This window comes from Agrobacterium sp. A3-95, assembly GCF_053521785.1.
The window spans coordinates 395725-418708 of record NZ_JBNWDR010000003.1 but is presented as its reverse complement, the minus strand read 5'-3'; the positions used below and the strand labels follow the sequence as shown (position 1 = coordinate 418708).

Here is a 22984-nt window from a genome sequence, read left to right as displayed (position 1 = left end):
ACAAAAAAGCGCGGGCAGGACCCGCGCTTTTTATTGCAACAACGGTGGCCGAAACGTCAGGCCGCGCTGTCGATCTCCTCGGCACCGTTTACCGGTACGTAGTTGAGCACCGGTCCGAGCCAGCGCTCTACCTCTACCAACGGCATGTCCTTGCGACGCGCATAGTCCAGCACCTGATCGCGTTCCACCTTGGCAACACCGAAATAATAGCTCTCGGGATGGCCGATATAGAGGCCGGAGACGGAGGAGCCGGGCCACATGGCATAACTCTCCGTCAGCTCCACGCCCGCCGCGTTGGTGGCGTCGAGCAGGGAGAACAGGGTTTTCTTTTCGGTGTGATCAGGCTGGGCCGGATAACCCGGCGCAGGGCGGATACCGGCATAGGCCTCGCCGATCAGCTCATCGCCGGCAAGAGCTTCTTCGGGCGCATAACCCCAGAATTCCTTGCGCACCCGCTCATGCATACGTTCGGCAAAGGCTTCCGCAAAACGGTCGGCCAGCGCCTTGACGAGAATCGACGAATAATCGTCATTGGCCCGCTCGAAGCGTTCAGCAATCGCCACCTCCTCGATACCCGCCGTGACGACGAAGCCGCCGACATAATCCGCAACGCCGCTATCGACAGGCGCGACAAAATCGGAAAGCGCCACATTGGGGCGTCCGTCACGCTTGGAAAGCTGCTGGCGCAGCGTGAAGAAGGTCGCCAGTTCTTCGGAGCGGTTTTCATCCGTGAACAGCCTGATGTCGTCGCCCACCGCATTGGCGGGCCAGAAGCCGATAACAGCCCGCGGCCGGAACCATTTTTCCTCGATGATCTTCTTCAGCATCGCCTGCGCATCGGCATAAAGCTGCCGCGCAGCCTCACCCTGCTTCTCGTCTTCAAGGATAGCGGGATAACGACCCTTCAGCTCCCAGGTCTGGAAGAACGGCGTCCAGTCGATGTAACGGGACAGTTCCTCAAGGTCATAGGTCTCGAACACCTTGGTGCCGAAGAATTGCGGCTTCACGACACTATAGGTCGACCAGTCGATCTTGTGCGCATTCTCGCGGGCGCGGGAAAGCGGCAGACGCTGCTTTTCGCGCTCATTGCGGGCGTGCGCCTCCGCCACCTTGGCATATTCAGCCCGGATGCCGTCGATATAGGCTGGCTTCTGCTCGGCGGAGAGAAGTGCGGAGACGACGCCCACCGCACGCGAGGCATCGGTGACATAGATCGCCTGGCCCTGTTCGTAACGCGGATGGATTTTCACCGCCGTATGCACGCGGCTCGTCGTTGCGCCGCCGATCAGCAGCGGGATGTTGAAACCCTGCCGCTCCATTTCCGCCGCCACATGCACCATTTCATCAAGCGATGGCGTGATGAGACCGGAAAGACCGATCACATCGACCTTTTCGGCAATCGCCGTTTCAAGGATTTTCGTCGTCGGCACCATCACGCCGAGATCGATGATCTCGTAATTGTTGCAGGCAAGAACGACGCCGACGATGTTCTTGCCGATATCGTGCACATCACCCTTCACGGTCGCCATCAGCACCTTGCCGGCGGCCTTGTTCTGCTCACCGCCATTCAGGCGCTTTTCCTCTTCCATGTAAGGAAGCAGCACGGCGACGGCCTGCTTCATCACGCGGGCGGATTTCACCACCTGCGGCAGAAACATCTTGCCAGAGCCGAACAGGTCACCGACCACGTTCATGCCCGCCATCAGCGGCCCTTCGATGACATGCAGCGGGCGGGCGGCCTGCTGGCGCGCCTCTTCCGTATCGGCTTCGATGAATTCGGTAATGCCGTTGACCAGCGCGTGTTGCAGCCGCTTTTCGACGGAAAGCTCGCGCCAGGAAAGATCCTGCACCTTCGCCTGTTTTTCACCCGTGCCGCGGAAACGCTCCGCCACGTCAAGCAGCCGCTCCGTCGCGTCGTCGCGGCGGTTCAGCACCACATCTTCGCAGGCCTCGCGCAGTTCCGCATCGATGTTGTCGTAAACCGCAAGCTGCCCGGCATTGACGATGCCCATATCCATGCCGACCTGGATGGCGTGGTAGAGGAACACGGCATGCATCGCCTCACGCACCGGCTCATTGCCGCGGAAGGAGAAGGACAGGTTGGAAACGCCACCGGAAATATGCGTCAGCGGCATGGTTTCGCGGATAGTCTTGGTGGCTTCAATGAAGTCCACGCCGTAATTATTGTGCTCCTCAATACCCGTGGCCACCGCAAACACGTTTGGATCGAAGATGATGTCTTCCGGCGACAGGCCCGCCTTTTCGGTCAAAAGCTTGTAGGCGCGCGTGCAGATCTCCACCTTGCGCTGATAGGTATCCGCCTGCCCGACCTCGTCAAATGCCATGACCACGACCGCAGCACCGTAATTGTGGACGAGCCGCGCCTGCTGGAGAAACTTCTCCTCGCCTTCCTTCAGCGAAATCGAATTGACGATCGATTTGCCCTGCACGCATTTCAGACCGGCTTCGATGATTTCGAACTTGGATGAGTCGATCATCACAGGCACGCGGGCAATATCAGGCTCGGCGGCAATGAGGTTCAGGAACTCCACCATCGCCTTTTGCGAGTCGATCAGGCCCTCATCCATGTTGATGTCGATGATCTGCGCACCGTTTTCCACCTGATCGCGGGCAACAGCCAGCGCCGCCGTGTAATCGCCGGCGGTGATCAGCTTTCGGAAGCGGGCCGAGCCGGTGACGTTGGTACGTTCGCCCACGTTGACGAAGGGAATGTCCTTGGTCAGCACGAAGGGTTCGAGACCCGAAAGCGACATGAAGGGCTTGTGCTCGGGAATGGGGCGCGGCTTGTAGTCCTTGACGGCTTCGGCAATCGCCCGGATATGCTCGGGCGTCGAACCACAGCAACCGCCGACGATGTTGACAAGACCGTCGCGGGCAAAACCCTGTACCTGGCGCGCCATCATCTCGGGTGTTTCATCATATTGCCCGAATTCGTTCGGCAGGCCGGCATTCGGATAGGCGCAGACGAAGGTGTCGGCCACATCCGAAAGCTCCTGCAGATGCGGACGCATGGCATCTGCACCAAGAGCGCAGTTGAGGCCGATGGTGAAGGGGTTGGCGTGTCGCACCGAGTTCCAGAAAGCAGACGGCGTCTGGCCGGACAGCGTGCGGCCGGAAAGGTCGGTGATCGTGCCTGATATCATCACCGGCAGACGGATGCCCTTGGCCTCGAAGCGCTCCTCGCAGGCGAAGATTGCGGCCTTGGCGTTCAGCGTATCGAAGATCGTCTCGATGAGGATGATATCCGCGCCGCCATCGATCAGCCCGTCGATCTGCTCGCCATAGGCGATGCGCAGATCGTCGAAACTGACGGCACGGTAACCAGGATTGTTGACATCAGGCGAAATCGATGCGGTGCGGTTGGTCGGACCGATAGCGCCCGCAACGAAGCGGCGGCGACCATCTTCGCGCTCAGCCCGCTGGGCAGCACGGCGGACGATCTGCGCCCCTTCGCGGTTGAGATCGTAGACGGCATTTTCCATCTCGTAGTCCGCCTGCGCGATGCGCGTCGACGAAAACGTGTTGGTTTCGAGAATATCCGCGCCCGCCATCGCATAGCGATAGTGGATTTCTTCGATGGCATCCGGCTGGGTCAGGATCAGAAGGTCGTTATTGCCCTGCTGGTGACAGGCGCAGCCGATGAAACGATCACCGCGAAAATGATCTTCATCAAACCCCAGTCCTTGAATCTGCGTGCCCATTGCGCCATCGAGAATGAGGATACGTTCGCTGGCGGCCTGGCGCAGCGCGCGCAAAATTTCCGCGCCGTCGCGCTTTGCCCCTTCAGGGCCGAACAGATCGTCAAACACGGGCGCACTCCTCATTTCGATTTGCAAGATCGCAAGCCGTCAAGTCACATAAAGATATGTTTATGTCAATATATCTTCAAGGTATAGGTATGGCTTTGCGTCGTTGCGGCAGACTACGAAATTTCACTGACAGATGACAGGTTTATGCAGCAAGGATATAAGCCGAAGCAGCAAACCGCATGGAGGACGAAATGCCCGAGGACGACCACAACAACCGGAACTGGAACACCTTGCCATGGCATCGCCAGTGGCTGGTCAAACAGGCCGATGGGCTTTTCGACTTCTTCCAGTACCGCGCCGTCAATCCGGCCGGCGGCTTCTTCGATCTCGATGCCAAGGGTGCGCCGCTGCAGAAAAACGATCCTGTGCGCGGCATCCATGCCTCGGCACGCATGGTGCATTGCTTCTCCATCGGCCACCTGCTCGGACGGCCGGGCTGCGGCGATATCGTCGATCACGGTATGACCTACCTCTGGAACAATCATCGTGACAGCGAGCACGGCGGTTATTTCTGGCAGGTCAACGATGGCGGCCCGGTGGACGCCACCAAACAGGGTTATGGCCACGCCTTCGTGCTTCTGGCCGCCTCCTCCGCCAAAACTGTCGGCCACCCGCTTGCTGACAAGATGTTGGCCGATATTACCGAGGTTCTGGAAACCCGTTTCTGGGAAGAAAAACACGGCGCTATCGCCGAGGAATTCAACCGCGACTGGTCACCCATCGACAATTATCGCGGCCAGAATTCCAACATGCATCTGACCGAAGCGCTGATGGCCGCCTATGAGGCGACCGGCGACAGCAATTACCTGACAAAGGCCGAACGCATCGCCGATCTCGTCATCCGCCGCCGCGCCGGTGAGCTGGATTTCCGCGTACCGGAGCATTTTGACGATAACTGGACGCTCGACAAGGAGTATCGTGGCAACGAAATGTTCCGCCCCTCCGGCTCCACTCCCGGCCACTGGCTGGAATGGGCGCGCCTCATCCTGCAATTGTGGGTGCTGGGCGAACGCCGCCATGACTGGATGCCGGTGGCGGCAAAATCGCTCTTTGTGCAATCCATGGCGCTTGGCTGGGACCGCGAAAAAGGCGGCTTCTTTTATACGCTCGACTGGCACGACAATCCCGACAAGACGGCAAAGCTCTGGTGGCCCATGTGCGAGGCGGCGGGTGCAGCCCACTTCCTTAACGAAAATCTGCCGGCGGACGAATTCTACGAAGACAGCTACCGCCGCATCTGGAGCACGATCGCCAACAATTTCATCGACCACGACAATGGCGGCTGGCACGAGGAGCTGACGGAAAATCTGATTCCAGCCAACACGCTTTTCCCCGGCAAGGGCGACATCTACCACGCGCTTCAGGCCTGCCTGATCCCGCTATTTCCGGCAACGGGAAGTTTGACGAAAGTGATCAAGGAAGGCGGCGGCTCCTATTGAGGCCGCTGCAAGAATGAAGCATCTGACACGCTGCGTCATGCCGGACGTTATCATGCTGGACCCCGGATCAAATCCGGGGTGTCGGCATATCGAGGCGCCTCAAAATCCGATAGTTTCCTCGAAATCATCCCAGGACTGGTACATTTCATAACGGCCGATACCCGGGATCGGCACATGTCCGTAATAGGGTGAAAGCTGGAACTCGGCGGCAGCCTCGCTTTTGCCGGCAACGGCGCTCACATAGATCGCGGAGGCGAGCCCGGTTCGGTTGGCGCCGTGTTCGCAATGGATGAGGATCGGTTTTTCAGCGTTGCGCAGCACGGCGACGAGCGTTTCCGCTTCCTCCACCGAGACCTTCTCGCTTGAACTCAGCGGATAATCGACCAGCCGGACGCCGTTGTTTTTCGCTGCCTGGCTTTCGGCGTCATACCAGCCTTCACGCTTTTCATCGCGCAGATTGATGATCGTCTTGATGCCGTAGGCCTTTGCATAGGCCGTGATGTCCTTGCCGCTAGGCTGGGCCGAACGATAAAGTTCGCCGGGAATGACCTCGTGAAAATTTCCGGTCAGCTGGCCAATGCCCATATGCGCGCCGGCCAGAACCGGCAGAGCCACCAGGCCAATGGCGGCAATTTTCAGAAACTTCAGAAGTATACGCAAAACCTAAACCCGCAACATTCATCGGACGGGTGGGCAGGTGGCATTGCAAATCGGCGAAAACAAGTCCCGCAACGGCGAAAGCGGCCTCGGCGTGACCGGCAACGACGCGGGCACCTTTACGAACCCCTTGCGAAACAAGGGGTTCAGGCGACAGCACGAAAATGTTCAAGAAACCGTGAGGGTCGGAAGCAGCGACAGCCGTTCAATCGAATTCCGCAGAAACGATGGTGACGCGCCATTCCAGCCGTTGCGGATCTACCGTTTCGTTGTTGCGCAGTCGGAAAGAGCGGCACGCGGCAAAGGTCTCCCCGGCCTCGATCCGCCTTTCACTCACCTGATAGGGATCAAAGGCGACGGAGGCGCGGAAGGCAGGCTCGAACCCTTCAAGCGTATAGGTCAGGCGCTGCACGGCAACATTATTGTCGTTGCGGAAGCTGACGCGGATCGGCAATGCCGCATCCGTGCACGCCGCATCGAAGCTAGCCGTCGCAATAACATGGTCGAGCCGCTGGCTGCCGCGCTGCCAGTCGTAAATGACAAAGGCGGCAGTGGTTCCCCAGATCAACAGCAGGCAGATGACGACCGGTTTGAGGTGCCGCGGAAACGCGATGAGGGTGAGAAGAAGAATGGCACTGAGAACGGCTCCGACAATCACGTCGCCCCTCCCCCATGAAAACTAACCCGCATGCGATCCTGTCCTCCCTTGCCCATTCCTGCCCGCAACATCAGCCCTATCCAGGTGTCGAACCACCGGCGTTGCCGCAGACCGGCACAACTCTATGGTCGTGCCCCTCGCTGTCAAGACAACCAAGCGTGACCCCGCTCCCGTTGCTTTGACAAGGCGGCGAAAGGAACCAAACGCCGTTGAAGGCGTTCGCCGCATCAGAACAGCATGACGGGGCGGTAACTCGAGGGAACAATTTGCCCCTTGGAACCGCGGATCTCCAACCCATATTAAATGCACCTAATATATGTTATAGAAGTCAATCAGCTCAGGGAGAAAAACGATGAAAACGCTGATCGTAACGTCACTCTTGGCCCTGTCCGCCAGCACCGCGATGGCTGCGGATGCCGTCTACGAAACCCCGGCGCCTCCGGTCGCGCAGGAAACCCTGCCGGTATTTACCTGGTCTGGTCCCTATCTTGGTATTCAAGGCGGCGCAGGCTGGGCGAACGGCGATTTTTCGGCTGGCGGCCCCGTCGCGTCGGATAGTTTCGATGGCGGCATTCTGGGCGCTTTTGCCGGTTACAATTACCAGTTCGACAATAATTTCGTCCTCGGTATCGAAGGCGATGTAGATTATAACTGGAACGACAATGACTATGCCGGCGTGAACATCGGCACCGACTGGCAGGGTTCTGTTCGTGGCCGTGTCGGTTACGCTTTCGACCGTGCCTTGATCTATGGTACCGCCGGCTGGACAGCGACGCGCGGTTTCATCGAAACGCCTGGCGCCGGCAAGGATAGCACCACGTTCAACGGTTACACCGTCGGCGCTGGTCTGGACTATGCCTTCACCGACAATGTGTTCGGCAGGATTGAATATCGCTACAATGACTATGGCGACAAGGACATCTTCGGCGTCAACACCGATTTCGACCAGAGCACCGTCAAGGTCGGCCTTGGTGTGAAGTTCTGATAGCGTCGACAAACGTCAGCAAAAGAGCCCGGCCAAGTGCCGGGCTTTTTCTTTATCGGAACGCCGCACCAGCTTCGCCCTGAGACTGTAAAAACGTGGAAAATGTGAACATCGCAAAAATGAGATATTCACGGACCGTTCAGCCGGCGCGTGCCATCATGCGGGCATAATGAGCCTCTATCTCCCGAAGCAGGCTTATGGAGTAGCCCTCGATGAAAAAGATCATTCTTACAACCCTTGCCGCGCTGGTTGCCACCGGCAGCGTCTTCGCGTCCTACGGCACCGCTGCCGCGCAGGACTATCCCTATCGTCCGCGCTACGACCGTGGCGGCCCGCCTCCACCGCCCTATCGCGAACACCGCCGCCACAATGATGGTGCTGCGATTGCCGGCGGACTGGCTGCAGGCGTTATCGGCGGCCTGATCGGCGGCGCAATCGCCAACGGCGGTAACAGCGGTCCCCGCTACTACGAGCCACCACCGCCGCCCCGCCCACGCTGCTGGTTCGAAGACCGCCGCGTTCCCAATTCCTATGATGGCGGCTGGCACACCGAAAGCATGCGGGTCTGCGACTGACCCCATAGCTGAAAATCCGTAATGAACAATCCGACCAGTCTTAATGGCTGGTCGGATTTTTTGTTGGATGAGCAAAATCCAAGGAATGCGCAATGATCGATGATGTATCGACTTGCTATACGGAATCGCACCAACTCGTTCAAAATATAAGGAAAATGGTGGGCCCGGAGAGACTCGAACTCCCAACCAAGCGGTTATGAGCCGCCGGCTCTAACCATTGAGCTACAGGCCCTTTCGGAAAAATTATCCGAAACACCGGCTTCGCAATGGTTCGAATCCGGTGGGTCACGCTCTAACGTAATTTTTACGGCCCGACAAGCCATTGATGCTATCGCAAGCTGCCGTTGCCGTATTAGCTTCACAATCTAAGGCAATACCCTGCAAAGGGACACAATCAACGAGGAAACACCATGACGACGACAAAGGCCCGCCTTTTCGCACTTAGTGCATTGACCGCAGCAGCAATAATGCCGCTTGCCGGTAATGCTCTTGCGCAGGATGCCATCCCGCGCGAAGCAACCATCAGTGTTTCCGGCGAAGGCCAGTCGGCAATCGCGCCCGATATGGCGATCCTGTCATTCAGTGTCGTCAAGCAGGCGGAAACGGCGGCTGCGGCTTTGACAGAGAACTCCAAGGCGCTCGCCGAGGTTCTGAAATCGCTGAAGGCGTCCGCTATCGAAGACCGCGACCTGCAGACGAGCAATTTCTCCGTGCAGCCGCTTTACAAGCATTATGAGCCGAAAGACGGCGTTTACGTCGCACCGGAAATTACCGGCTATCAAGTTTCCAACGGACTGACCGTGCGCGTACGCGACCTGAAGAAGCTGGGCGAGATACTCGATACCTCCGTCAAGCTCGGTATCAACCAGGGCGGCGATATTACCTTTACCAATGACAAGCCGGAAGCAACCGTGACCGAGGCCCGCAAGCAGGCGGTTGCCGATGCGCTGGCCAAAGCGAAAACGCTGACGGAAGCGGCGGGCGTGAAGCTTGGACGCGTGATCCAGATCAGCGAGAACATGCAGCGCCCCATGCCGGTGCCGCAGACCATGATGCGCGCTTCGATGGCGAAGGAGGCGGACAGCGTGCCGATCGCTTCGGGTGAGAACAGCTACAGCGTGGTGGTCAACGTCACCTTCGCCTTGGGCGAATAAAACAGTCGGAGCGGCGGCACTGCCCGCCGCCCGCATTTGCCGAACGGCTGCGCGTAACCGCCACCCAAGAGGCCACAAAAAGAAACGCCCCCCGCCTGTCATAACAAGCGAGGGGCATTTTTTTTGATCCGCGCGAAGGGCGCGGGATTTCCGCGGATCAATATCAGCCGTTTAGCGACGGATCACCGGGCAACCACGCTCATTGGCGAAGAAGATGCGGTCAGGGCCGCGACGGTCGAAGCCTGCAACCACGACACGGCGCGGCGATACATCGACAACGCGCGCGCGGCGAAGACCCATGCGGCTAGCCTTTTCCTCCGCAAGCCGCGGCGAGCAACCGTAACGCGGGCGGTCAGGACGGCCCCAACCCGGACCAGGACGATCGGGACGACCCCAGCCCGGGCCGCGGCCTCTGTCATGACCGTATCCATCCTGAACCTGAACTCTGAGCTGAACATCCGGGCCAGCCGAAGCAGCTGGAGCGGTGACGGAAATTCCGCCAAGGGCGATGAGGGCAGCCAGGCCGGCTTTTGCGAAGGTGCTGAACATGAACTCACTCCGTTTGTTTCTGCGCCGGCAGGGACGTCCCCCGGCGATTGACGAGACCCTAGACCCGCCCGCCTGAACGCCGACAGAACCGCATGTTCAGCAGACGTTCAGAGACATTAACGGGAAAACGAAAGGAAAAGGCAGGGCTTTTGACGGGAATCATGGGGAGATATGCAGAACGATTTCACGGCGGTGCGGCCGGTCGCGATGTTCGAAAAGATAAAGGCCCTGCCATGTGCCAAGGGTAAGCCTGCCATCGCTGATCGGTACTCCGATGGAAACCGCGGTCAGGGCCGATTTGATGTGAGCAGGCATGTCATCAGGGCCTTCGAGCGTGTGGACGACCCAGCGCATGGAGACATCGTCGGAAGGTGGCACGAGGCGGGAAAAAAATATCGCCAGATCGCGCCGGACATCCGGATCGGCATTTTCCTGGATAAGTAGGGAGCAGGATGTGTGTCTGACGAAGACGGTCAAAAGGCCTTCGTCCACGCCTGCCTCCTTCACAAAGCGCTCGGCCTCGGACGTAAATTCGTAGAGCCCCTGCCCGTGGGTGGTGGTAATGGTCATTTTCTTCTGCGGCACGTTATTTCCTTTAGAAAATTCGGAACAAATTAGGCACTGCAAACATTGGACCATGTCGAATTGTAACTGATGGCGAAAAGGCGTGCTTCCATGACATGGCGGCTGCCTTTAATAGAACGGAATACCGGCGTCACGGTTGCAAAAAACGGGGAAGGATTGGCACTATCAGAATGAACCATTCAGGCTTTCCCGTCTGCGGACGACTAAACTATTTTCAGTGCAAGACAGGCAGAGGGTGCGAGAGATAGATTCATGGCATCCACTGATTATAATGTCGACCTGACAAATTGCGACCGCGAACCCATCCACATTCCAGGTTATATTCAATCGCACGGCTGCCTGATCGCTTGCGATAACGCCATGCGCATGGTGCTGCGGCATTCGGAAAACTGTCGCGAGATTTTGCGCGTCGATGGCGATATCAACGGCAGGACCGCCGAAGAGGTTCTTGGTAAAAATCTCGTCCATGACCTTCGCAACGCACTCACGGTAACCGGCAGAACCACCCGCCCTGCCATGCTGCCCAATATGGAACTGCGCGATGGTCGCAGCTTCGATATTGCGCTCCACCGCTATAAATCCACGACGATCATCGAATTCGAACCGTCAGGGAGCGAGACCCAGCCGCTTGGCACCGCACGCAAGATGGTGGACCGCATTCGCGAGGCAGACACGGTCGAAAGCCTGATTTCGAGAACAACCCGGCTGGTAAAGGCGACCTTGGGTTACGACCGGGTGATGATCTACCGTTTCGAGGATGACGGTGCAGGCAAGGTCGTGTCGGAGGCAAAGCAGCCGGAACTGGAAAGCTTTCTCGGACAATATTTTCCGGCAAGCGATATACCGCAACAGGCCCGCACGCTCTATCTTAAAAACACACTGCGCATCATCTCCGACGCCAGCGGAATACGAGTTCCCGTATTGCCCGCCATCGATGTGTCTGGTGAACCGCTTGATCTGTCATTCGCGCATTTGCGCAGCGTTTCTCCCATCCATTGCGAATATCTTCGCAATATGGGCGTTGGTGCCTCCATGTCGATTTCGGTGATCGTCGATGGCGCCCTGTGGGGTCTTATCGCCTGCCACCATTATTCGCCACGCGTTCTGACGATGTCAGTCAGGATCGCCGCAGAAATGTTTGGAGAGTTTTTCTCCATGCATTTGCAGGTCCTTAAGCAGAAGCGCAAACTCGATACCGTCAACCACGCCCATGCCGCTCTAGACCGCTTCCTGCGGCTCGCCGCCCATCACGCGCACATCGAGGAACTGCTGATCGACAGTTTCCAGGATTTTGCCGATCTGATGCCATGCGACGGCGTCGGGCTTTGGGTGGACAACAACTGGCACGGCCACGGCGCAACGCCGCCCGCGGATGCCATTCCCAGGCTGGCCCGCTTCGTAACCTCTGTCAGTGAGGGAAGGGTCTGGGCAACCCATGCCATCTCGCAAGCCATACCGGAAGCGGAGATTTATGCGGATATCGCTGCCGGAATGCTCGCCATTCCGCTGTCGCAGGTCAAAAACGACTATCTGCTGTTTTTCCGCAGGGAGATCGTGCAGAACCTGAACTGGGCCGGCAACCCGGAAAAATCCTATGAGACCGGTCCGCTCGGCGATCGTCTCACCCCGCGCAAGAGCTTCGCGATCTGGAAGGAGACCGTGCGCCTGCAGGCGCAGCCATGGTCAGATGCGGACCGGGAAATTGCCGAAGCCGCAAGAATAGCGTTGGTCGAGGTCGCATTCCATCACAGCGAGCTGATGGCGGGCGAAAGGGAGCGCGCGGAAGTGCGCCAGCGCATGCTGAACGAGGAACTCAACCACCGCGTCAAGAACGTTCTCGCCATTATCAAATCGCTGGTCGGCAATCCCTCGCAGGAGGGTAAAACCCTGCAGGAATATGTCGGTGCGCTAAAGGGTCGTATCCAGGCATTGTCCTTTGCCCATGACCAGATCATTCGCGGTGAAGGCGGCGGGTCATTGCGCGACCTACTGGACGCCGAATTGTCGCCGCACCGTTCAGCCGAGGCGATTGTTGATCTCGCCGGACCACAGGTCACGCTCGATTCGCGCGCATTTTCCGTCATGGCCCTCGTACTGCATGAACTGGCGACGAATGCTGCCAAATACGGCGCGCTTGCTCAGACCGGCGGAAAACTGGATCTACGCTGGGAAGTCGACGAAAACCGCGATTGCCTGATACATTGGCGCGAAACTCTGCCTACCAAGCTGCCCACACCATCACGCTCCGGGTTCGGCACGGCGCTCATCAGCCGCAGCATCCCCTACGATCTGGGCGGACGCAGCACCATTCGGTATTTGCCTGATGGGCTGGAGGCGGAAATTCTCCTGCCCTCCCGCCATATCTCAGCAGTCATGACAGCTTCCGAGATGAAGACGGAGGATGACACCGTACCACAACCCAGACGGTCCAACCGGGAGGAAACGTTGAAAATATTGCTCGTAGAAGACCAGATGCTGATCGCCATGGATGTGGAGAACATGCTGGAAGACAACGGCATCAAGACAATCGAAACCGCGACCTCCTCGGCAATGGCCATCGAGAAGCTGAAGAGCTACGTGCCGGATGTGGCTATCCTCGACATCAATCTCGGTTCCGACACCTCCATCGCCGTCGCACGCGAGCTTCACCGCCGCGGCATCCCCTTCCTGTTCGCCACCGGCTATGCCGATGCCAGCATGGTGCCTGACGACTTCGGCAACGTGCCTGTTATCAGGAAGCCGTACGACGAAGATGCGCTGATGGCGGGTATCGGGCTGTTGGTCGGGGATACGGAGAGGGTGTAAGCTCCTAGCCCTGCTGACCGACACATGTCCAGACTGGACGTCATCCTTGGGCTTGTCCCAAGGATTTAAACACGTCTACAAAATCAGTCGGTTGCATCTCCTCGGGACAAGCCCGAGGACGACGGAGTGGCGGACGGAAACCTTCGTCAGCAAACCAAAAGTTTAAAAAAACTAGCCTTCATTGAAATCGAGTGAAGCCCCGCTTTTTCGCCTCATCCGGTGTTAAGGCGTTCCCAATCTTAAACCGGAATGCCGTTACGGCGTAGTTATCCAGATCGACCTCGCACTGAAAAGACACATCGTGCCAGCTATTGCCGGTGTTGAATGCGCCGCCGGAAGCATCAATCGAATTCCCCGATATCCTCCCGCCCGTATCCGAATAGGGTATCATGCCACGGGCGGCAAAACCCGCGCCCTGAATTTGCGCAAGAGCCTCCGTGCTGCAAAGCTGAACAATGCGGCGGCGGGGCGGCAGATCACCAAACATCTGGCGTCTTTGGGCCGGAGAAAGCAGCGACGAAGACAATAATTGTTTGGCGGCCGGAAGTTTCGCGGGCTTCTCCTTTGCCACCTCGGCAGGTTTTTCGTCAGCCGGTTTCTCCTGCGGCACCGGCGCTTTTTCCGGCTCAGCCTCTTGCTTGACGGGTGAAACCGCAATTTCTCCCTGTTCGGCGGACGCCTTGAGATCGCCGTTGGCGGCAGATGGCGCGGGCTTGTCCTCAGGCGTCTTTTCAGGCTGGCTTTCAGGCTCCTTGGAAGGCTCGGCCTTGTCCGCTTCCTCCGCCTTACCTGGCTTGTCCTCTGGGTCCGCCTGCGTCTCCTCCGGCCGCATGGCGATAGCCGGTAGCGTCGCCTGCAAGGGCGGCGAAGGTTTCGGCTCCTCTGCCGGCGGAGCGGGCGGCGGCGGTGGAGGCTGCGGCTTTTCTTGCTTTGCCTGCTCGGCTGCGGGAGGCTTGGCTTCTTCCGGCTTCTTTTCCTCAGGCGGCGGCACCAGATCGACGCTGATGCTTTCCGGCTCCTGCGGTTCGACTATGCGTTCGGGCAGTTCAAAAAGAAAGATTGCGACCACAGCCAAATGCAGCAACACGGAGACGGGCACCGCCCATCCCTTCCCTCGCCATCTGCTTGCCGAAACCTGTTGCATGTTATCGAGCCAAATCGAACCTGAGCATTTCCGAAAACGCGGAACGCTTTGTTTTCACACATAAGGCTTGTCGCAGAGATCGCCAGTGCGGGAAACAAAAAACCCGGCCAGAGGTGACTGACCGGGTTCAATTTTAAAGCAGGCAGAGGCTTAGCTGTCGAGGAAACTTCTGAGCTTTCTGGAGCGGCTCGGATGCTTCAGCTTGCGAAGTGCCTTCGCCTCGATCTGACGAATACGTTCGCGCGTGACCGAGAACTGCTGGCCGACTTCTTCCAGCGTATGGTCGGTGTTCATGCCGATGCCGAAACGCATGCGCAGAACACGTTCTTCACGCGGCGTCAGCGAGGCGAGAACGCGGGTCGTCGTCTCGCGCAAGTTCGCCTGAATGGCGGCGTCGATCGGCAGCAGCGCGTTCTTGTCCTCGATGAAGTCGCCGAGATGCGAATCCTCTTCGTCACCCACAGGGGTTTCGAGCGAAATCGGCTCCTTGGCGATTTTCAGAACCTTGCGCACCTTTTCAAGCGGCATGGCAAGCTTTTCCGCCAGCTCTTCCGGGGTCGGCTCGCGGCCGATCTCGTGCAGCATCTGGCGCGAGGTGCGAACGATCTTGTTGATCGTCTCGATCATGTGAACCGGAATACGGATCGTGCGCGCCTGGTCGGCGATCGAACGGGTGATCGCCTGTCTGATCCACCATGTCGCATAGGTCGAGAACTTGTAACCACGGCGATATTCGAACTTGTCCACCGCCTTCATCAGGCCAATATTGCCTTCCTGAATGAGATCGAGGAACTGCAGGCCGCGGTTGGTGTATTTCTTGGCGATGGAGATCACGAGACGCAGGTTGGCCTCGACCATCTCCTTCTTGGCGATACGCGCTTCGCGCTCACCCTTCTGCACCATGGAAACGATGCGGCGGAATTCGGCGATGGAAATACCGGTTTCCGTCGACAGATTCTGGATTTCCTGACGGATCTCGCGGATCGTGTTGCTTTCCTCGCGGGCGAATTCCTTCCAGCCGCGGGCGGCCAGATTGGCAATCGACTTCATCCAGTTCGGATCGAGTTCCGCACCGTGATACTGCTCGAGGAAGCTGTCGCGCTTTACGCCATAGGATTCGGCAAGGCGCAGCAGCCGGCCTTCGTTCTGCATCAGACGCTTGGAAATATCGTAAAGCTGCTCGACAAGGCTGTCGACACGGTTCTGGTTCAGCGACAGCGACTTCACAGCCGTGATCAACTGGTCCTTGAGATCCTTGTAGCGGCGCTCCTGACCGGAGGACAGGGTCCCCGTGCAGGCAAGGCGAGCCTCGACCTGCTGGTCCTGAAGCTTGCGCAGCTTCTTGTAGGTGTCGGCAATGGTGTCGAGCGTTTCCATGACCTGCGGACGCAGCTCGGCTTCCATCGCGGCGAGCGAAAGGTTGGACTCGTCGTCGTCCTCTTCTTCCTCTTCCGGCGGCAGGCCATCGCCACCCACGTCAGTCACATCCTCGTCACCGGAGGGCGCACGCAGTCTGCGGGTCTTTTCCTTCTCTTCGGCGGCCTTGCGGTCCGCCTCGATCTTTTCCGGGCTCTGGAACTGCGGGGCAGCCTTGGCTTCCGGGCCGGAATAGGTGGTTTCGAGATCGATAATCTCGCGCAGCAGCGTAGTGCCTTCGTTGAGTTCGTCGCGCCAGATGATCAGCGCCTGGAACGTCAACGGGCTTTCGCAAAGGCCGGAGATCATCGTTTCGCGGCCGGCCTCGATGCGCTTGGCGATGGCGATTTCGCCTTCGCGCGACAGAAGCTCTACGGAACCCATTTCGCGCAGATACATGCGCACAGGATCGTCGGTACGGTCGGTCGGTTCTTTTTTCTTCGCGGTCGCAAGCGCGGTACCGCCGGAAGGTGCCAGTTCGCCGCCTTCGGACTCTTCGTTATCGGAATCGTCGCTTTCGGCTTCGCCCGGTGCTTCCTCGGCATCCTCGTCCTCGATAACGTTGATGCCCATATCGGACAGCATCGCCATCGTGTCTTCGATCTGCTCGGACGTCACTTCTTCGGACGGCAGGACGGAATTCAGCTCGTCCATCGTCACATAGCCGCGCTTCTTGGCGGCCTTGATCATCTTTTTGACCGCGTCATCCGAAAGATCGAGAAGCGGACCGTCCGTCGCACCGTCGCGTTCGTTTTCTGCTTCTTCGTTTTCTTTGACTTTGGTTGCCATCTATCTCGTCGCTTTCCCTGACGCTAACACCTGTTCCGCCGCATCGCCGTTCGCCTTGAGAGCATCCGGCTGATAACAGCGAATCACTGTCAGACACCTAACGGAGTGATCTTTAATTGCCGATTAACCACGGCAGCCTCAGGCAGAATGCAAAGACAGTGCACCCGAAAATGCTTGCTCATGCAATTTCTATCCGCCAAGGCTCATTCCACCTTACTATTCCTGAATTGGTGATTCCCGCTATTTCCCGCCCCGTCAAGCCTTTGAGGGCGAGACAGCCACGGAAATTCATAAAAAGGGCCGCATTTTGCGAGTTATCACCAGACTACCCCCTATTTAGGGCGCTTGCAGCAAAAGGCAACCCCACACGTCTTTCTATTCTTGGCCGCAGTCCTCAGCCATGGCCGACAGCCGGACCCTTTACCCGGCCGGACATGACGCCGAAACCATCGATGATCGCTTCCTGATTTTCCATTCGGCCGATTTCCAGCTGAACTTCGGCCAGCGCCCGCACCAGAAGCGTGCCGCGTTCGTCGTCCGTCGCCTCGCCTATTTCCCGCTCCAGCTCGCGCTTCTGCCAGAGCAGGGATTTCGTCCTCTTGTGCAGGGAAAGCGCCTGCACATATCCCTCACGCGCATCTTCCAGCGCCGCCTGTTCCGTGGCCGTCCACAGGCGCGCATTGCGCACCTGCTGGTCCATGGTTTTCAAAAGAACCTCGAAACCCTGCTGCGACAGGCGCTCGATCAGCCCTGCCCGCGAAATCTCGGCCGCACTTTCCGCAGCAAAGGTCAGCACAGTCGACCACAGGCGTTGCAGATCGCGGTTCTCGTAATCGATCGCGGCGATCTCGTCATATTCCTCAAGCAGCAGTTCGGGATGGTTGACGATGGTGATGGCGAGAACGCTTTCGCGAAGTGAAGGCTTGGTCTGGTGCCCCCTGACCAGACCCGACTGGGTAAGCCGGTCGGAAATGTTGCTGGCCGGCGCAGCCATGGCTCCACCCCGTCCGGAAGCGTTCCTCTGGAACCCGCGCCCATTACCCTGCTGGCCATCGCGGCGGAAATTTCCACCCTGCGAACCGCCCTGCTGAAAACGCGGCTGGAAGAAGGCATTGAGCCTGTCGCGCATATCCTGCTGGTAAAAACGCCGCACCGCCTCGTCGCCGATGACGGCAACGATCTGCCGCAGCCGGCTTTCAAGCTGGGCACGCTTTTCAGGCGTATCGAAAGTCACCGAAGACGTCTCGCGGCTCCAGATCATCGCCGCGAGCGGTTTTGCCTCGGAAAGCACACGGTCAAAAGGCGCACGCCCCTCCAGCCGCACGAGATCATCAGGGTCTTTTCCGTCGGGCAAAAGCGCAAAACTCACCGAACGATCAGGCTTGATATGCGGCAAGGCGAGATCGGCTGCACGGTTGGCGGCACGAATGCCGGCGCCGTCGCCATCAAAGCAGAGGATCGGCTGCGGCGACATTTTCCACAGGAGCTCAAGCTGGCTTTCCGTCAGCGCCGTGCCGAGCGGGGCGACAGCATTTTCGACACCCGCCTGATAAAGCGCAATGACATCCATATAACCTTCGACGGCAATGACGGTCCCACCGGAAGCCTGCGAGGCGCGCCGCGCGCGGGCGAAATTGTAGAGAACATTGCCCTTGTGAAAAAGCTCGGTCTCGTTGGAGTTCAGATATTTGGCCACTGCATCCGCCGCCATGGCGCGGCCGCCGAAAGCGATCACCTTTTCGCGCGACGACAGGATCGGGAACATGATGCGGTCGCGGAAGCGGTCATAGGAAACCGGCACGTTTTCATGCACCACCAGCCCGCAGGCTTCCATCTGTTCGCGCGCCACACCCTTGCTCGCCAGATGCTCCTTCAGCGCATTGCGGCTATCTGGTGCAAAACCGAGCCTGAATGTCTCGATGGTGCGCCCAGTCAGCCCGCGATCGCGCAGGTAAGCCCGCGCCCGCGCACCAAGCGCGGTCTGCAACTGATCCTGAAAGAACAGCGTCGCCATTTCCATGACGTCCTGCAACGAGGTGCGCTCGCGCTCGCGCTTCTCAGCCTGCGGATCGGGCTGCGGCATGGAGATGCCGGCCATGTCGGCGATCTGCTGAACGGCTTCGGGGAAACTCAACCCCTCGAGATCGGTGAGAAACCGGAAATGATCGCCGGAAACACCGCAACCAAAACAATGGTATCGCCCCTTGCGATCCTCGCAATGAAAACTCGGGCTTTTTTCGCCATGGAACGGGCAGCAGGCCCAATAATCGCCCCGCGGCGTATTGGTCTTCTTCTTATCCCAGGACACACGTCTGCCGATCACATCGGAGATGTTCACGCGGTCGCGTATCTCATCGAGAAAAGAATTGGAAAATCGCATGGGTTACCTGTTCGAGGCCAGTCTTTCATATAAGCGCAGAAAGGGGTCAGTACCAAACCCAAAGAACCGGAATACCCGATATTCACAGGCCATCGCACTAAAACCGCATCGCCGCTGTCGCCCGCTTCGGGCAAATTTATGGCAGCGCATCATCACAAAAAATTATGTTTTTGTAATTTGAGCCAACCGTCGCCGAGGTATAAAACATATTCAAAGGCAGCGCCCGGACATTCTCATAAAGCTGCTGACGCCCGCAGGCACGTCCCCCGAAAAACGCCTGCGCGTGACCGCATTTTGATCCGCCGAAATGCGCCTTCGTCGGCAGCAAAAAGGCAGGGTAGCCATGGCTACCCTGCCTTTACTTTTTCCGAACGGGCGAGACCTACTTCAGCAAATCCTTGACGACGCCGGAGGCTTTCGCGAAGTCGATCTGGCCGGGATAACGCTCCTTGAGCGCATTCATGCACTTGCCCATGTCACGCAGGCCGGAGGCGCCGGTTTCGCTGATGACGGCCTGGCACAATTCGCGCACCTTTTCGGCCGGAATCTCTTCCGGCATGAATTCCTTGATGATGACGATTTCCTCGCGCTCCTGAGCGGCAAGCTCGGCGCGACCGGCGCCATCATAGATGCTGGCGGACTCTTCCCGCTGCTTCACCATCTTGGTCAGGATCTGCATGATCTCGTCGTCGGTGACGGGGTCCTTGCCCACGCCGCGATTGGCAATATCGCGATCCTTGATGGCCGCCTGGATGAGACGCACGGTCGATGTACGCCGGGCGTCACGAGCCTTCAGCGCGTCTTTCAGAGTATTAGCGAACGTGTCGCGCATCATTTCTTCTTCTCCTTGGGAAAGTGCATTCCGCAGCTTCTCGACACGGAAACTTTCCACCTTATTTTTCGAAACGACATAACCGAGCAAACCCGCTCAAGCAAATCAAATGCATAAGCCCTTGAATGTGCGAAGGTTTAATTCCGCGTAAATCTTGAGCCTGCGGTTGACCGTTTAAGCAGCTTTCGTTATTTTCCGGCACCTGCACGAGATTTTAACGAAGGGTCAAAACGCGAGTTTTTCGCGCGCCCCTTTATGTCACGAAGCCTGCGACAAAAAATGGCCCCTCTCCCCCTGCCTTTCAAGAGGCGGGGTGCGAAGCGGCAGAAACGGAACGAGATGACCGAGACAGCGCCCTGGACTACCCGCAAACCGACCGCAATGCTTGTTCTTGCCGATGGCACAGTGATCGAGGGAACGGGGATCGGCGCAACCGGCAAAGTACAGGCCGAAGTCTGCTTCAACACCGCACTGACCGGTTACGAAGAAATCCTGACCGATCCGTCCTATCTCGGCCAGATCGTCACCTTCACCTTCCCGCATATCGGCAATGTCGGCACCAATGAGGAAGACATCGAAGACCTGACGCCAGCCGCCCGCCGTGGCGCAGTCGGCGTCATCTTCAAGGCCGACATCACAGACCCTTCGAACTTCCGCGCCGCCAAACATCTGGATGCCTGGCTGAAAGCCCGCGGCGTCATCGGCCTTTGCGGCATCGACACGCGCGCGCTGACGGCATGGATACGCGAAAACGGTGCACCGAACGCGGTGATCGCCCATGATCCCAACGGCGTGTTCGACATCGAGGCGCTGAAGGCGGAAGCCAAGGTATGGAGCGGTCTCGTCGGCCTCGACCTCGCCATCGAAGCCACATCCGGCCAATCCTCCACCTGGACGGAAACGCCTTGGGTTTGGAACGAGGGTTACGGCACGCTGAATGAAGCCGATGCGAAGTACCATGTCGTCTGCGTGGATTTCGGCGTCAAGCGCAACATCCTGCGCCTCTTCGCCGGTCTCGATTGCAAGGTCACGGTGGTTCCGGCCCAGACATCCGCCGAAGACATTCTGGCATTGAAGCCGGATGGCGTTTTTCTTTCCAACGGTCCGGGAGATCCGGCCGCGACAGGCGAATATGCCGTACCGGTCATTCAGAACCTCATCAACAGCGACCTGCCGATCTTCGGCATCTGCCTCGGCCACCAGATGCTTGGCCTGGCCGTCGGCGCCAAGACTGAAAAGATGCACCAGGGCCACCACGGCGCCAACCATCCGGTCAAGGACTTCACCACCGGCAAGGTGGAAATCGTTTCCATGAACCACGGTTTTGCGGTTGACGCCAAGTCGCTGCCTGATGGCGTCGAAGAAACCCACACGTCGCTGTTCGACGGCACTAATTGCGGCCTGCGCATCGTCGGCAAGCCGGTCTTCTCCGTCCAGCACCATCCGGAAGCATCGCCCGGCCCGCAGGACAGCCACTATCTCTTCCGCCGCTTCGTCAACTTGCTGCGCGAGAGACAAGGTGAGGCAGCGCTCGCCGAGCGCTGAGACATCTTCGGAAAATCAGGAAAAATATACGGCCCGCTTTCAGCGGGCCGTTTTCATTTCACGCTTCACCAGAATGACGAAACGTATAGTCAGGAGAACGGCCGCCGTCGAAAGGCCGATCACGAAACCGAACCAGACGCCACGTCCGCCAAAGCCGAGCGGAAAGGCCATGGTCCAGGCCAGCGCCAGCCCGATCGGCCAATAGGAAATCAGCGCCAGCATCGCCGGAATGCGCGCATCCTTCAATCCGCGCAGCAAACCTGCTGTCACGGCCTGGATACCATCGACCAGCTGGAAGATGCCGGCGATCACCACGAGGCTGCTTGCGTAGGCAAGCACTTCCGCCGCTTCCGGCAACTTCGCGTCAAGAAACCACTTCGCCAGAAATTCCGGAACAGCCGCAAACAGGATGCCGCCGCAAACGGCAATGCCGCAGGCAATCGCGTAAACCATGATGGCGGCGCGCACGAGGTTCCTGAAATCACCCTGACCGAACGCGACACCGACCCTCACGGTCGCCGCCTGCGACAGGCCGAGCGGGATCATGAAAGCGATGGAGGCAAGCTGCAGGGCGATTCCATGCGCCGCAAGCTGCACGGTGCCAATCTGTCCCATCAGGATCGAAGCCGCCGCAAACAGCGTCACTTCGGCAAGGATGGTGATGCTGATAGGCAGGCCAAGGCGCAGCACTTCGAACAGCGCATGCCAGTCCGGCCGCCAGAAGCGCACGAACAGCTCGTATTTCCTGGTTTCCTCACGCGTCTGCACATAAGCGACGATGAAGATGAAGCTGAAGGCATTGACGATGACGGCGACGACGGCCGCGCCGTTCATGCCCATCACCGGCAATCCGAAATGGCCGAAGACCAGCGCATAGGCCATCAAGCCGTTCAGCACCAACATGATGATGGTGACATACAGAATGATACCGGCACGGCCGATGGCACTGACAAGCCCGCGCAGCACATAAAAAAGCAGCGCCGGCAAAAGGCCGAACTTGGCGATGGCGAGATAATGGCCGGTCAACGCCGCAACTTCGGGGTTTTGCCCGAGATAGACCAGAATGCGCTCGGCGTTGAAGAATATCGGCAGGGCAAGAATCCAGTACGCGATTGCCACCCACATGCCCATGCGCAGCGAGCGGCGGGCAGCCGTCGCATCGCCCTGCCCGTAAGCCTGCGCCACCATTGGTACCACGGCCACGGAAAATCCCGAGCCGAAAATGAAGACAACGAAGAAGAACTGCCCGGCCAGCACCATGGCCGCCAGCTTCTCAGCTCCGAGCTGACCGACGATGACCATATCTGTAGTGTGGATGCCAAGCTGCGCGAGCTGCGCACCGACAAGCGGAATTCCAAGCGCAAGCGTAGCCTTGAAATGCGAAAGCCACGACCCCGATCCAGAGGGAACGGTTTCTGCAACAACCGACGAAGACATTGTAATTCACCTGAATTTTGGCCATTGCCCGCGAATTGCGCAATGGCAGCAGGTGATGAATAAAATATTCCCTTCCTGCACGCAACCTTTGCGGATCAATGATCAAAATTTACGCAGAACGGCAATTTTACGTCCACTTGGGCCGAAACGGCGTGACATAAAACAAATTTAGCCGAATTTTACCATTTCACTTTACGCATTAGA

Annotated in this window: 16 protein-coding genes and 1 tRNA gene; 6 read left to right on the top strand and 11 right to left on the bottom strand. The window is 58.4% G+C overall.

Going from position 1 to position 22984, the window contains the following annotated elements:
- Nucleotides 1–56 precede the first annotated feature (56 nt).
- Nucleotides 57–3830 (bottom strand): methionine synthase, encoded by a 3774-nt coding sequence (gene metH, locus ACQZ5Y_RS11405; RefSeq protein WP_019565253.1) that lies wholly within the window; start codon nt 3828–3830, stop codon nt 57–59.
- Between the two features lie 179 nt (nt 3831–4009).
- Between metH and ACQZ5Y_RS11400 the strand changes: the two genes are divergently transcribed.
- The gene (locus tag ACQZ5Y_RS11400) at nt 4010–5269 is read left to right on the top strand and encodes an AGE family epimerase/isomerase (protein WP_174049785.1); all 1260 of its coding nucleotides are present in this window, start codon (nt 4010–4012) and stop codon (nt 5267–5269) included.
- 99 nt (nt 5270–5368) lie between these two features.
- Here the strand turns inward: ACQZ5Y_RS11400 and ACQZ5Y_RS11395 are convergent, their stop codons facing one another.
- On the bottom strand, nt 5369–5929 hold the full coding sequence (locus tag ACQZ5Y_RS11395) for a dual specificity protein phosphatase family protein (protein ID WP_174049787.1): 561 nt from the start codon (nt 5927–5929) through the stop codon (nt 5369–5371).
- A gap of 202 nt (nt 5930–6131) precedes the next feature.
- Complete coding sequence (locus ACQZ5Y_RS11390) at nt 6132–6584, bottom strand: hypothetical protein (protein WP_003513344.1); 453 nt, start codon at nt 6582–6584, stop codon at nt 6132–6134.
- Between the two features lie 352 nt (nt 6585–6936).
- Between ACQZ5Y_RS11390 and ACQZ5Y_RS11385 the strand changes: the two genes are divergently transcribed.
- Both ACQZ5Y_RS11385 and ACQZ5Y_RS11380 read left to right on the top strand, forming a co-directional pair.
- Nucleotides 6937–7569, top strand: coding sequence for an outer membrane protein (locus tag ACQZ5Y_RS11385; protein ID WP_003513345.1), 633 nt, complete (start codon nt 6937–6939; stop codon nt 7567–7569).
- Between the two features lie 212 nt (nt 7570–7781).
- Entirely contained in the window at nt 7782–8144 is a 363-nt protein-coding gene (locus tag ACQZ5Y_RS11380; protein WP_003513347.1) for a hypothetical protein, read from the top strand.
- A 156-nt stretch (nt 8145–8300) separates the two neighbouring features.
- Here the strand turns inward: ACQZ5Y_RS11380 and ACQZ5Y_RS11375 are convergent.
- Nucleotides 8301–8376, bottom strand: a tRNA-Ile gene (locus tag ACQZ5Y_RS11375).
- Nucleotides 8377–8554: 178 nt separating this feature from the next.
- Here ACQZ5Y_RS11375 and ACQZ5Y_RS11370 point away from each other — a divergent pair.
- Nucleotides 8555–9298 carry an SIMPL domain-containing protein gene (locus ACQZ5Y_RS11370; protein WP_174049789.1) on the top strand — a complete coding sequence of 248 codons (744 nt, stop codon included), beginning with the start codon at nt 8555–8557 and terminating at the stop codon, nt 9296–9298.
- Between the two features lie 171 nt (nt 9299–9469).
- Here the strand turns inward: ACQZ5Y_RS11370 and ACQZ5Y_RS11365 are convergent, their stop codons facing one another.
- Both ACQZ5Y_RS11365 and ACQZ5Y_RS11360 read right to left on the bottom strand, forming a co-directional pair.
- Nucleotides 9470–9847, bottom strand: coding sequence for a hypothetical protein (locus tag ACQZ5Y_RS11365; RefSeq protein ID WP_003513350.1), 378 nt, complete (start codon nt 9845–9847; stop codon nt 9470–9472).
- 159 nt (nt 9848–10006) lie between these two features.
- Nucleotides 10007–10432: a secondary thiamine-phosphate synthase enzyme YjbQ gene (locus tag ACQZ5Y_RS11360; protein ID WP_038491704.1), complete on the bottom strand. Its 426-nt coding sequence runs from the start codon at nt 10430–10432 to the stop codon at nt 10007–10009.
- Nucleotides 10433–10684: 252 nt separating this feature from the next.
- Between ACQZ5Y_RS11360 and ACQZ5Y_RS11355 the strand changes: the two genes are divergently transcribed.
- Nucleotides 10685–13237 carry an HWE histidine kinase domain-containing protein gene (locus tag ACQZ5Y_RS11355; RefSeq protein WP_003513355.1) on the top strand — a complete coding sequence of 851 codons (2553 nt, stop codon included), beginning with the start codon at nt 10685–10687 and terminating at the stop codon, nt 13235–13237.
- Nucleotides 13238–13415: 178 nt separating this feature from the next.
- On the opposite strand, the gene ACQZ5Y_RS11350 is transcribed toward ACQZ5Y_RS11355, so the two are convergent.
- The 4 genes from ACQZ5Y_RS11350 to ACQZ5Y_RS11335 form a co-directional block, all read right to left on the bottom strand.
- Nucleotides 13416–14336, bottom strand: coding sequence for a DUF930 domain-containing protein (locus tag ACQZ5Y_RS11350; protein WP_174049791.1), 921 nt, complete (start codon nt 14334–14336; stop codon nt 13416–13418).
- A gap of 195 nt (nt 14337–14531) precedes the next feature.
- Complete coding sequence (gene rpoD / locus ACQZ5Y_RS11345; protein WP_003513359.1) at nt 14532–16586, bottom strand: RNA polymerase sigma factor RpoD; 2055 nt, start codon at nt 16584–16586, stop codon at nt 14532–14534.
- Between the two features lie 394 nt (nt 16587–16980).
- On the bottom strand, nt 16981–18966 hold the full coding sequence (gene dnaG, locus ACQZ5Y_RS11340; protein ID WP_003513370.1) for a DNA primase: 1986 nt from the start codon (nt 18964–18966) through the stop codon (nt 16981–16983).
- A 382-nt stretch (nt 18967–19348) separates the two neighbouring features.
- Entirely contained in the window at nt 19349–19798 is a 450-nt protein-coding gene (locus ACQZ5Y_RS11335; RefSeq protein ID WP_026330775.1) for a GatB/YqeY domain-containing protein, read from the bottom strand.
- Between the two features lie 339 nt (nt 19799–20137).
- Here ACQZ5Y_RS11335 and carA point away from each other — a divergent pair, with 339 nt between their 5' ends.
- Complete coding sequence (gene carA / locus ACQZ5Y_RS11330; protein ID WP_174049793.1) at nt 20138–21343, top strand: glutamine-hydrolyzing carbamoyl-phosphate synthase small subunit; 1206 nt, start codon at nt 20138–20140, stop codon at nt 21341–21343.
- A gap of 39 nt (nt 21344–21382) precedes the next feature.
- Here carA and ACQZ5Y_RS11325 read toward each other — a convergent pair whose 3' ends face one another.
- Complete coding sequence (locus ACQZ5Y_RS11325) at nt 21383–22780, bottom strand: MATE family efflux transporter (RefSeq protein WP_003513377.1); 1398 nt, start codon at nt 22778–22780, stop codon at nt 21383–21385.
- Nucleotides 22781–22984 lie beyond the last annotated feature (204 nt).